Source organism: Oceanobacillus caeni (assembly GCF_042678465.1).
Lineage (GTDB): Bacteria > Bacillota > Bacilli > Bacillales > Amphibacillaceae > Oceanobacillus > Oceanobacillus caeni.
Genome location: NZ_JBHTKV010000008.1, coordinates 35,001 through 47,265, shown reverse-complemented (window position 1 = coordinate 47,265; position 12,265 = coordinate 35,001). Strand labels below are relative to the sequence as shown.

Here is a 12,265-nt window from a genome sequence, read left to right as displayed (position 1 = left end):
TAGTCGCACTTATCGCACCTTTATGGGCAGTTAATCTCCCACCTATCTTCTTTGTTTCTCCAGTGGCTTAAGGTGGGATAAAAAGTATGATTGAATAATATGTTATTTAATTTTACAATAAAATTAGTTGGTTTGGCTTTTTAGGAGGATTATAATGTCGATATTTACTATAGTACATCAAGAAACTTGTATCGCTTGCGGAGCATGTGGAGCGGCAGCACCAGAAGTATTTGATTATGATGATGAGGGTATTTCGTACGTTATAATCGATGACAATAAAGGTACAAAATGTGTTCCCAATCAATATGTGGACGATGTGTTAGACGCATATGAAGGTTGTCCAACAGATTCTATTAAAATATCTAAAAAAACATTTGATGGTAATCCATTAAAATATGGAGAATGAATAAATACATCTTTATTATATGATAATCCAATGAAAATACCAGCTTGAAATCAAGTTGGTATTTTTTTCAGGTAATAAAGATTTGCATAAGTGCAACTAAGGCATTCGCTAAAGCCTAGCGAATGCCAAGTTTTCTAAAACATTTATTTCACTTCATGTAGATCAAAAATAATTTTATCGCCAGATTGTACGTTATATTCTGCTGGCTGAACAGTAAGTGGTTCATTATTTACCATAATAACCCATAGCAAATTTTCTTCCTCATTTGCTTTTTGTCTTTCGATGGAAGTGACTTGACCGTTTACTTGCTCTGTGAAAAAATTATTTTGCATCAACTCAAGTAAATTTTCGCCACCTTTAATAGGAATTTCTTCTTCGGTTATGTGTTCTTTCCCATTATTTTTAGAAATTGTAATTCGTACTAAATCATCAGCGACTTCTTCAGAATGTGTACTATTTGAAGTTTTGGTTGTCACATTATTTTCATTATTCTCTGAACATCCTGCAAAGATAATTAAAATAAAAAAGGTAGCTAGTACGAGAGTATGTTTCCCCACTTTTGTCACTTCCTTCAAGATTATTGATTTAAGTGCATGTTCAATAATGTATTTCTTTTCAAGGAGCAAGGAGTCTTGCCGACTTGTAACATCAAAGGGTCATTTTCACGGGACTTTTTGAACAACCCTTTTAAATGAAGAATTGCTTATCCCTTGGAATATTAAATGTAAATGTTGTACCTTGATGTAGTTTACTTTTAACACTTATGGACCCATTATGCGCATTAACAATGTTCTTAGCAATTGCCAATCCAAGCCCCGTTCCTTTTTTCTGTTTGTTTCTAGTTCTTGATTTATCAGCTTTGTAGAACCTTTCGAAAACAAATGGTAAATCTTCTTCAGGTATTCCACTACCATTGTCTTCAATCGATACAACCAGTTCATTTTCATTATTTTTTACGGATACCTTCACAAAACCATTTTCATCTGTATGGCGAATCGCATTATCAATTAGATTCGTGAAAATCTGTTCTACGCGGTCGGGATCTAATATGGCAGTATTACTCTTAATATGATTTTCAAATAGTAACTCTACTTGGTTATCCGCTGCAATTCCTTGGAATTTCTTTAAGATTCGTTCAACGAATGCTTGAATTTCTACTTCTTCTTTATTTAATTGGATATGTCCAGCTTCCATACGTGCTAAATCAAGTAATTCGTTTACTAATCTACCCATTCTTAACGATTCATCTTGAATAATCTTAGCGAGTTCATTTTTCTCTTCTTTACTTTCCGCGATATCATCTACAATCGCTTCACTATATCCTTGAAGCATAGATATAGGTGTTCTTAATTCATGAGATACATTCGCAATAAAGTCTTTTCGTAACTTGTCCAAACGTCTTTCTTCGGTCATATCACGAATAACTGCCACAGCTCCACGTACCTGTGATCCATCATATAGAGGTGTCATAAGCATCACATAGTTTCTACCTTGAATAACAATTTCACGTAGTACCTTATCCTCCCCACCAATAACCTCTTCCAAAACTTCTTTTAATTCAACAGGAAGCGGTTTATTAGAAAGATTTGTACTTACATTATGTTCAAAGTACCAGTTCTCTAAAAATTTCTCTGCTGGAGGATTAATAACAATCATGTCTCCATTTCGATTTAAAGTTACGACACCATCGGCCATAGATGTTACAATACTTGAAAACTGTTCTTTTTCTTGCCTGAGCGCATTTATATGAAACTTAAGTTGTCTACCCATACGATTGAATTCAATGGCTAGGTCACCAATTTCATCATGTGTCAAAATCGGTACTTTCGTATTAAACTCACCTCGGGTTAGTTCATGTGCTGCTTCTCGCATCTTAATTAACGGTGACGTGATACGCGTAGAAAGAAAGACAGCGAAAAATGTAGTTAAGACAAGTGCGATACCGGCGGCTAAATAAATAATTTTTCTAGTTTCTAATTTTGTTTGCTCTACTGCCTGTAAAGATTGATAAACAAAAACACCACCATTATTTAAGACAGGTTTTCCGACAATAATGGCATCCATATCACTATTTGGTAATGTAATTTGTTTCTTTAATTCCTTTGATTCCGTCATCACTTCCACTAATTCAGGATCATTCTTAATCCAATCTTCCTCTAATTTAAAAAGATGATTATCATTACTTTCCGAAACCCAAAAATCACCGTCCGGAAAAATAATAGCAACCCGATTAGTAGGGTCTTTTATTAAATCGACAGTCTCTTGAATTACACTATGATCTTCTTGTTCATCTACCAAATAAGAAATTTTAGTTGCTGTTTTCATCATACTTGTTTCAGCTTCATCCAAGTGGAAGTTCTCAAAAAACTGTAATAAAAAAATTGATAATATAAATAACACAAAGCAAACTAACAGTAAAATGGTTATTGCTAGTTTGCCTACTACACTACGCCAAAACATTATTTATCATCAACCTCAAACTTGTAACCGACACCCCATACCGTTACAATCATTTTTGCTGCTTCTTTAGAAACCTTACTCAATTTTTCCCTTAAACGCTTCACATGAGTATCCACAGTTCTCAAATCTCCAAAAAATTCATACTGCCAAACTTCTTTAAGCAAAACTTCACGATTGAAAACTTTATCAGGAGATTTAGCTAAAAAGCATAGTAATTCATATTCCTTCGGTGTTAAACTAACTTCCTGCCCTTCTGCAGTTACACGGTGTGCATCGTAGTCAATTGTAATATGAGGAAATACTAATAAATCCTTCGAAACGACATCTTGTTCATTAAAAGAAGATACGTTTACTCTTCGTAATAATGCTTTAACACGTAGGACTGCTTCACGTGGACTAAATGGTTTTACAATATAATCATCTGCACCTACTTCAAAACCTTGAACTCGGTTCGCCTCTTCCCCTTTAGCAGTTAACATGATTACCGGTGTAGATTTTTCTTTTCTTAATTTTTGACAAACCTCTATTCCATCCATTTCTGGCATCATGATATCTAAAATAATAACATGGTAGTTATTTTCTAATGCCATTTCGAGAGCATCTTTACCATTATCAGCTTCTTCGATTATATAATCCTCCCGCTCCAAATACATTCTAATTAATCTTCTAATTCTATCTTCATCATCAGCAATTAAAATTTTTGTTTCTTGTGACATAAATATCCCCCTAAAGCTCTATTATACTAATTATAAACGAAAGCAAGTAAAATGTATAAGAGGTTGTTCAAAAAGTCCTTTTCATCCTCTTTTTGAAAACACACTATAAAGAAACAGACGAGGTTAGAAGTACCTCGTCTTGTACACTTTTAAGCATAAGAATGTAATCCAGCTAACACTAAGTTAACAACAATTAGGTTAAACATAATAATTCCGAAACCTACCAAAGCAAGCCAAGCGGATTTTTTACCATGCCAACCTCTTGATAGTCGCAAATGCAAATATGCTGCGAAAAATAACCATGTAACTAACGCCCATACCTCTTTAGGGTCCCAGCCCCAAAATCTTCCCCAAGCAATTTCAGCCCAAATCGAAGCAAATATTAAACCGCCCAAGGTAAAAACTGGAAATCCTATTGCAACAGAACGATACTCTATCTCATCTAATAAATCTGCTTTCATATTTTTTAATAAAGGTTGAATAGTTGCACCAACGCGTTTTCTTAAGATCAATCTAGTAATCAAATAAATGACAGTTCCTGTGATAACAGACCAAATTAATGTATTAAATTTACGTCCCGCATCTTCACCTTGGAACCAAGCAGGTGTTTCAAACCATGGTTTCATGACATCTTCCGTTACTAATGTACCACCGTTAGGAGCCGCAATAGCAGGTAAATGATAATCGGTGGTGGCAGCGCTACTTCCTTGGCCATACTCAAAAGTAGCATTATAGTTCATAAAATTAAATGAAGTTGTAATAACAATGAAACCAATGAATACAAATAAAATATACATGACTATTTCCAACCATGTTGTTTCTTTACTTCTTACAGTTTGATCAACCTCTTTAATCAAGTACATTAAACCAACTACAAAGCTTATCCCAAGAATACCCTGACCTAATGCGACCGTTGTCACGTGTATATATAACCAGTGACTTTGCAACGAAGGCACTAATGGTGATATTTCAGTTGGAAACATACTTGCATAAGCGATAATGATCATGGCAATAGGAAGAGCGAATAAGCCTAAGAAACTGAGTTTATAATATGCATATAGAATAATAAAGCCAAGTACTAAAGCCATTCCTAGAAATGTTAGAAACTCAAACATATTACTTACTGGAGCATGTCCACTTGAAATCCATCTTGTTATAAAGTAAACAAGCTGTGCTAGGAATCCAATAATCGTAAGTGTGATGGCAATCTTTCCTGAAAATCCTTTTTTCTTATTATCTGTTTGTTTATCTTTAATAGTAGCACCAAAGAAAAATGTGGCAATTAAATACAAGATGAAAGCTGTATATAATGCCGTACTACTAATACTTAATAGATCCATAAAAAATTCCTCCTTGATCACTGCGAGAAAGATTAATTATCTTTTTCGCCAAGTTCTTGCTGATCTTCAACCATTTTAATATTTGTATTTTCGGTTACAGTTTCTATATCTTTCTTTAAGCCAAACCAATTTTTATTTGTATGGGCTGCCATTACCAATGAACCATCTTTTCTCTTATGGATCCATATTCTTCTATGTTGCCAATACATACCTTGAATGACACCAATTATAAAAATAACTGCACCAATACCAAAAAACGGTAAGGATCGATCGTACTTGAATGTTAGACCACTAACATCGTGCATCTCAAAATCCTCGATACCTAGCTTATATTTATTTTCCCCTGTTCCATCTATATTTCTTCCAATTCCAACAAAACTTACCTCAGGTTTTTCACTATCCTCACTGTAAACGGAAAATACAAAAGCAGGATTTCGTGGAAAATTGGTTTCAGAAGCTGGTATCCCATTATCATCTAAATAATAGTCTGGATAAAATTGATCCAAAACAACTTTAAAGCCATTACCAAGATCAAATTCAGGTTGAGGATTTCTTAAATCAACTGTAAAAGACCCTAATGATTTCTCGTCTGCATCCGATGTTTCATGTATTTTAAATGTCATCGAAGAAAATTCATTTAGTTGATACCCTGATTGAATTAAATCATATCCGTCGAAACTCAAAGGTTTATTCATTTGAATGGAATCCTCTACGACTGGCTCTAGTTCTGGTTCTTCACCGGGAATAGATCGATTTGCTTTATACACGACTACATCTGTTTGATAATTGCTAGCAACCATTCCTTCTTTACTTAAAGCGTCCTTAAATCTTTCATCATTTTCATCATGTGTCTCAAAAATAAAGTCTTTATTTTCAACATAATACTCTCCATTTGTACCAGGTAAAACCTCTGTTTCCCCTTCACGTACCCAAACATATTCATTCATAAAAAATAATGGGGTCGAACGTAAAATAGCTGCTATAAGGATAATGATTAAGCCAATATGGTTGACATATGGCCCCCACCTAGAGAATCGCCCTTTTTCTGCTAAAAGATAACCATCTTTCTCTTTAATATTATAACGACGTTTCTTTAATTGTTTTTTTACCGTTTCCAATTCTTCATCAGTGGCTGATTCAGTTTCGCTATATAACCGTTGTCTACTTAAAAAAGATTGATGTTTTTTTGGATTTTGATGTCTTAATGCTCTAAAAAGTGGTACAAATCTATCTAAACTACAAATAACTAATGATACCCCAATTAAAGCAATAAGTAACAAATACCACCACGATGAGTATAAATTATGTAAGCCTAGTTGATAGTATATAAGACCCAACACACCGTATTGACTTTCGTAGAATACAGCTGGATCACGATTTGGTGTATTTGCAGGTATGTACATTTCTTGCGGGAAAATGGTACCAATCATAGAAGCAATTAAAGCTAAGACAATTAACCATACCCCTACTTTAACAGAAGAAAAGAAACTCCAAATTCGATCCACAACGGATTTAGTATACGTTTTGGATCGCCTTGCTGTTCCATCATAACGCATATTTAATAGTTTTTTTCCTTCATTACCATCAATATGTTGGTTTTCCTCTATAGGCTTTCCACAGGATTCACAAAGTACGGTACCTAATGGATTAACATGACCACAATCACATTTAATTTGTTTCATTATTGATCCCTCACGTTTTATCGATAATGTAAAGTTCAACATATTCAGTAGAGTTTTCTTCCATCTTAATATGAATTGAACTAATCAGGGCTCTTCTGGCTATCCACCGCCACTTATAATTCTAGTTTTAAATAGGTGGTTACGACCAGTTAAGACGTGGTAATTTATTCTGGTAAAATATTTTGCAATGATCGCTCTAACTTTTCTAATGTTAGTGCTCCATTTACAACTTCTTTAATTTTGCCATCTGGACCAATAAAAAATGTACTTGGAATCGGTCCAACTTTGTATAGATCTCTAATTTCACCAGTTGTATCGTGTAATACTGGGAACGTTAAATCATGTTTATCAATAAAGCGGTTAATTACCAATTCCGTATTATCTAAACTAACCGCGAGAATCTCGATTCCTTTATCATGATACTCCGGGTATAAAGTTTCCATATAAGGCATTTCAGCTTCACATGGCTTACACCAAGTTCCCCAAAAGTTCAGCATTACCCCTTTTCCCTTTAAATCACTTAATTGAACGCTTTCTAAATTATTATTATGACTTACCTGTTTCAATTGGAAGTCTGGAGCGGTATCCCCAGCACGATAAATAGAATTATCTGCTTTAGAATTAGAAACAATAGCAAAAATAGTGGCTCCAATTAAGACTACTAAAATGATAGATCGAAAAATTAATCGATTTCTTTTTTTAGTTTTCTTTGACTCTTTTTTATTTTCCAAACTCAATTTCAATCACTCCTTATGCGAGTATAACATTTTTTAAGAAGATGAAATTTGTCAATAATTCAACATTTTAATTTTGATTTGCCAAGTTATACATTTGTTTAACCTCTTTAGGAGTTAATGGACGGTATTCACCACGTTTTAAACCATCTAAATTTAAAAAACCATATCTTTCTCTCTTTAATTTAACTACAGGGAAACCTAACCCTTCCATCATTCTTCTTACATGCCTATTTTTCCCTTCATGAAGCGTTAGTTCAATAACCGTAGTTTCTGCCTTTTTATCTGTTGATACAATTCTATAATCTACAGCCTTAAGTAAATCTTTTTCGGATTTTACCCCTTTTTTAAGTTGCATTAAATCAGCTTTTTTAAGTATTCCTTTTACTTTAGCTACATATACCTTATCAATTTGATGTCTTGGATGCATAAGTAAGTTAGCAAAATCACCATCGTTTGTCAGTAAGATAATTCCCGAAGTATCATAATCTAGCCTTCCTATTGGAAATACACGTTCCTCTACTTCTTCACTAAGTAAATCTGTAATTACCTTTCTTCCTTTATCATCTTTAACACTAGAGATAACTCCACGTGGTTTATACATAAGAAAATAAACTGGCAACTCTTTTTCGAGCGGAATCCCTTCCACTTCTACCTTGTCATGGTTAGACACTTTCGTACCTAAAACTGTTACCACTTCTCCGTTTACTTTTACCTTTCCGTCTAAAATTAATTGTTCTGCTTTTCTTCTAGAAGTTACTCCACTTTGAGCTATAACTTTTTGAAGTCTTTCCAAGTTGTTTGTCATTATATCACCATTCTTATTATTATTATTTTCATAAATAATAATAGCGTTAACATCATGTTAACGCTACTTTTTAGCATTACCCAAATATAAGGGTAACAATTATGATTGATGCAATTATACCAACTAAATCCGCTAAGAGTCCAACTTTTACAGCATATCTCATCTTTTTAATCCCTACCGCACCAAAATATACAGTTAATATGTACAAAGTGGTGTCTGTACTTCCTTGCATAGTTGACGCAAGTCTGCCGATAAAAGAATCAGGTCCATGTGTTGCAATTAATTCGGAAGTAACCCCCAAGGCTGCATTTCCGGAAATGGGTCTAACAAGTGCTAATGGGACAATATCCGGGGGAATTCCTATTGCAGTTAGTATGGGAGCAATTAAACCAATAGATGCATCCAAGGCCCCGGAACTCCTTAAAATAGAGATGGCGACCAACATTCCAACTAAAAAAGGAAGTAAAGAAAATGCTAATTGAACACCTTCCTTTCCTCCTTCAACGAATAATTCGTATGATGGAAGCTTTTTCCACTGTGCAACTCCTAGGACTAATAATAAAAAGCAAGGAATAAGCCAAGTGCTTATAGTAGTGACAATTCCCATCATTCCTTCCTCCTAAGGCTTCTGTAATAAAAGAAACGGTCCAATAATAATGCACTAGTTAATGCAGCGGCGGAAGCAATAATAGTAGTACCAACAATTTCAGTAGGTGAACTGGAGTTGTATTGCATCCGAATGGCGATTACTGTTGATGGAATTAAGGTTAAGCCTGCAGTGTTTATAGCTAAAAATGTGATCATGGAACGTGTTGCAGTTTCTGTTCCGCTTAATTTTTTCATCTCTTCCATTGCTTTTATTCCAAGTGGTGTGGCTGCATTTCCTAGACCAAATATATTCGCTGTAAAATTGGATAAAATGTACCCCATTGCTGGATGATCTTTCGGAATCTCTGGAAATATTTTTACTACAATCGGACGTAACAGTTTTGCAAGCACTCTTAATATACCTGCTTCCTCTGCTATTTTCATAATCCCTAACCAAAACACTAGAATACTAATTAACCCAATAGATAGTTTTACAGCTTCATCCGCGCTTTCAAATAGAGCTTTGTTGACTTCTTCCATCGTTCCATTAAACATCGCATAAATAATACCAACTATTGCCATAAATGCCCATATTAAATTAACCATATATATCTACATCCCTGTTACTTTTTTATAAAATGAGAGGATTTCTGACATGAATGATTTCTTATTTGCATCTGATGAAACAGAGTCTTCAACCGCATATATTGGTGTTTCTGTAATTTCTTTATCATTTAAGTAGAATACTTTTTTTCCGATTATGTTATCTCCTGATGATGTATCAACATCTTTTAAAATATAATTCTTAAATGTTACGATATCCTCTTCATCGTCGGATAACGGATAATGAATTTTATCTCGTAAAAATCCTATTTGACTTTTATTTAAGTCTATTAAATTAAATTTTACTTCTCCTTTGTCTGTTAATGTTTTCATATCAAAATTTTCAAAACCCCATTCGTATAAGGACATATGATCTTTCCAATCATCAGGTGCATTTAACGTGACGGCAATTAAATCCATACCGTCTTTACTAGCTGTTGAAACAAGTGTCCTTCCCGTTTTCTTTGTAAAACCGGTTTTTCCACCTGTACAATATTCATAATACTGAGTTAATAATTTATTTTTGTTTATCCAACTGTATGTTCTTCCATCTGATTTATAAGAAGTAGTGCCTGATATTTCTCTATACTTCTCATTATTCATCGCATATTGCGTTAATATCGCCATATCATATGCACTAGAATAATGATTATCAGAATCAAGACCATGTGGGTTATCGAAATGAGTATTTTCCATTCCTAACCATTTTGCCTTTTCATTCATGAGGTAGACAAATCCATCTAAACTACCTCCAACATGCTCGGCAATTGCCACCGCGGCATCATTACCAGACCGAAGCATTAACCCATAAACTAAATCCTCTAGCGTCATTTTTTCACCTTGTTCTAAATAAATAGAGGACCCCTCTGTATAAATTGCTTCTCTACTTACAGTCACTTTTTCTTTCATTTTTCCTGATTCAATTGCAATAATTGCCGTCATAATTTTAGTAATACTGGCGATGGATTCTTGGGAATGTGCATCTTTTTCGAATAATACTCGTCCAGTTGATTGTTCTATTAATACAGCATTATTTGCTGATACACCCGGTGCGGCAGAAGCTGCTTGTCCATTTGTAGAGATTAGCAAATTAGCAGCAAAGAATATTACGGTTAGTAATAAAATCTTTATTTTCATTTTTGGTTGTCCTCCCACGTGTATGGTATCCATACATTTTATGCATCAAATGAAGTGATATGAGCAATTTTCTTATTTAATGTTAATGTGATAAATCCTACCTACCAAAAAATCCATACATTAAAATTTAATGTATGGATTCATCATTCATTCTTATTCAGTTCTTCATTAAAATGTTCAAAAAATAAATCCGCTTCTTGATTCACTTCACTCGAATCGGAAACTTCATCCGGAAGAGAGGGTAACTCCTCTAGTGAAGTTAAACCGAAATAAGTAAGGAAATCTTTACTTGTTCCATACAAGATAGGTCTACCAACACTATCTTTTCTTCCGATTTCTTCAATTAACGATTTCGCTACAAGGGATTGAAGCGGACGATCACTCTTAACTCCACGTAATTCTTCAATTTCAGCTTTTGTAATTGGTTGTCTATAGGCAATGATTGCTAAAGTTTCAAGTGCTGCTTGAGACATTCGATTGGAATTTGGTGTTTCCAACAGCTTTTTATAAAATTCACTATGCTCAGGTTTCGTGGTAAGATGAAGTACACCCTTTGATTCCATCATCATGATACCTCGATCTATTCGTTCATAATCGTATTTCAATTCTTCAATTAAGTGGGCAATCATTTCATCCGTGATATTTAAAATATTCTTCAATTGTTTGACTGTTATTCCGTCATCACCACTTGCAAAAATTAAACCTTCAACAACAGCCTTCCATTCTGTAACTTCCAAAATTATTCCTCCATAGAAAATACATATAACGTATCAAAATGTTGTTTTTGTTTACAATAAACCTCATGAACTTTCATTAATTCTAATATAGCAATGAAAGTAATAACAATGTGCGTTTTAGAAGGATATGGAAATAATTGATCAAAAGCAACACCATGATGAGATTTTTTCACCATTTTTAATACATCCTTCATTCGCTGTTCAATTGGAATCTCCGCTCTACTAACCTTCGTATCAAGTGGTTGATCCCATTTCTTTCTTTGAAACATTTTACCTAACGCATTGATCATGTCATATACCGATACATTCCCTTTAGAAACTGTTGTTTTATCCTGTATTAGTTCGTCAAATACAACAGGTGGCCTTGTATACGTATGAATGGCTTCTTCTTCTCTTTCTTTTAATTTTTCCGCTGCTTGTTTATATTTCCGATATTCAATTAACCGATTCATTAATTCTTCTCTCGGGTCTTCTACGTATTCATCCGTTTCATCAACTATTTCCTGTTTTGGTAATAACATTTGACTTTTAATAGCAACAAGAGTCGAGGCCATCACTAAATACTCACTTGCAATATTTAACTCTAAATATTTCATCGTATGTATATAATCCAAATATTGTTTTGTGATTTCAGCCATCGGGATGTCATAGATATCTATCTCATATTTATTTATTAAATGTAGCAATAAATCTAGTGGTCCTTCAAAGACATCTAACTTTACTTCGTAGGCTTGGTTCACCATATTTCTTACCTCTCTTTAGTTGCAATTTTAAGTTTTCGTGCTATTCGCCCATACAACATGGTAAATACCAACATAAGTTATTAATGTAAGACAAATGTTTATAAAACATTTGTTGAAGAAGAAAAAAGGAGGAATTTGTTTATGAGTCATGGATATAGCGGAGGATTCGCGTTAATCGTTGTATTGTTTATTCTTCTAATCATTGTTGGTGCCGCTTGGTTCTAAAATATATTAAGAAAAGCGTAAGCGCCCGTTTAGCAACGTACGGTGAAGGAAGTCTCGCTAGTCGCTGGGTGCTGGAGCTAGACATT

Annotated in this window: 14 protein-coding genes; 2 read left to right on the top strand and 12 right to left on the bottom strand. The window is 34.1% G+C overall.

Annotation, left to right across the window (positions count from 1 at the left end; translation table 11 throughout):
- The first annotated feature begins 154 nt into the window (after positions 1-154).
- Positions 155-406, top strand: a complete 252-nt coding sequence (locus ACFQ18_RS07815) for a ferredoxin (RefSeq protein ID WP_047184992.1) — start codon at positions 155-157, stop codon at positions 404-406.
- A gap of 143 nt (positions 407-549) precedes the next feature.
- Here ACFQ18_RS07815 and ACFQ18_RS07810 read toward each other — a convergent pair whose 3' ends face one another.
- The 12 genes from ACFQ18_RS07810 to ACFQ18_RS07755 all read right to left on the bottom strand — a co-directional run bounded on the left by ACFQ18_RS07810 (position 550) and on the right by ACFQ18_RS07755 (position 11,951).
- Complete coding sequence (locus ACFQ18_RS07810; protein ID WP_052771695.1) at positions 550-963, bottom strand: DUF4430 domain-containing protein; 414 nt, start codon at positions 961-963, stop codon at positions 550-552.
- A gap of 130 nt (positions 964-1,093) precedes the next feature.
- On the bottom strand, positions 1,094-2,866 hold the full coding sequence (locus tag ACFQ18_RS07805; RefSeq protein ID WP_047184991.1) for an ATP-binding protein: 1,773 nt from the start codon (positions 2,864-2,866) through the stop codon (positions 1,094-1,096).
- Positions 2,866-3,582 carry a response regulator transcription factor gene (locus tag ACFQ18_RS07800; RefSeq protein WP_047184990.1) on the bottom strand — a complete coding sequence of 239 codons (717 nt, stop codon included), beginning with the start codon at positions 3,580-3,582 and terminating at the stop codon, positions 2,866-2,868. The genes ACFQ18_RS07805 and ACFQ18_RS07800 overlap by 1 nt, the downstream gene beginning before the upstream one ends.
- 149 nt (positions 3,583-3,731) lie before the next feature.
- Positions 3,732-4,922, bottom strand: a complete 1,191-nt coding sequence (gene ccsB / locus ACFQ18_RS07795; protein ID WP_047184989.1) for a c-type cytochrome biogenesis protein CcsB — start codon at positions 4,920-4,922, stop codon at positions 3,732-3,734.
- Between the two features lie 32 nt (positions 4,923-4,954).
- The gene (gene resB / locus ACFQ18_RS07790) at positions 4,955-6,604 is read right to left on the bottom strand and encodes a cytochrome c biogenesis protein ResB (RefSeq protein WP_204798101.1); all 1,650 of its coding nucleotides are present in this window, start codon (positions 6,602-6,604) and stop codon (positions 4,955-4,957) included.
- 164 nt (positions 6,605-6,768) lie between these two features.
- Positions 6,769-7,341: a thiol-disulfide oxidoreductase ResA gene (resA, locus tag ACFQ18_RS07785; RefSeq protein ID WP_204798100.1), complete on the bottom strand. Its 573-nt coding sequence runs from the start codon at positions 7,339-7,341 to the stop codon at positions 6,769-6,771.
- Between the two features lie 67 nt (positions 7,342-7,408).
- Positions 7,409-8,146, bottom strand: a complete 738-nt coding sequence (locus ACFQ18_RS07780) for a pseudouridine synthase (protein WP_047184986.1) — start codon at positions 8,144-8,146, stop codon at positions 7,409-7,411.
- A gap of 76 nt (positions 8,147-8,222) precedes the next feature.
- A complete protein-coding gene (locus tag ACFQ18_RS07775) occupies positions 8,223-8,753 on the bottom strand; it encodes a spore maturation protein (protein ID WP_060668725.1) in 531 nt (176 codons plus the stop codon).
- A complete protein-coding gene (locus tag ACFQ18_RS07770; protein WP_047184984.1) occupies positions 8,753-9,340 on the bottom strand; it encodes a nucleoside recognition domain-containing protein in 588 nt (195 codons plus the stop codon). Before ACFQ18_RS07770 ends, ACFQ18_RS07775 begins: the two co-directional genes overlap by 1 nt.
- Before the next feature lie 6 nt (positions 9,341-9,346).
- Positions 9,347-10,474: a D-alanyl-D-alanine carboxypeptidase family protein gene (locus tag ACFQ18_RS07765; RefSeq protein ID WP_047184983.1), complete on the bottom strand. Its 1,128-nt coding sequence runs from the start codon at positions 10,472-10,474 to the stop codon at positions 9,347-9,349.
- Positions 10,475-10,617: 143 nt separating this feature from the next.
- A complete protein-coding gene (gene scpB / locus ACFQ18_RS07760) occupies positions 10,618-11,211 on the bottom strand; it encodes an SMC-Scp complex subunit ScpB (RefSeq protein ID WP_047184982.1) in 594 nt (197 codons plus the stop codon).
- Positions 11,212-11,213: 2 nt separating this feature from the next.
- Positions 11,214-11,951: a segregation/condensation protein A gene (locus ACFQ18_RS07755; RefSeq protein ID WP_047185118.1), complete on the bottom strand. Its 738-nt coding sequence runs from the start codon at positions 11,949-11,951 to the stop codon at positions 11,214-11,216.
- 144 nt (positions 11,952-12,095) lie between these two features.
- Between ACFQ18_RS07755 and ACFQ18_RS07750 the strand changes: the two genes are divergently transcribed.
- Positions 12,096-12,179, top strand: coding sequence for a YjcZ family sporulation protein (locus tag ACFQ18_RS07750; protein WP_060668722.1), 84 nt, complete (start codon positions 12,096-12,098; stop codon positions 12,177-12,179).
- Positions 12,180-12,265: the final 86 nt, after the last annotated feature.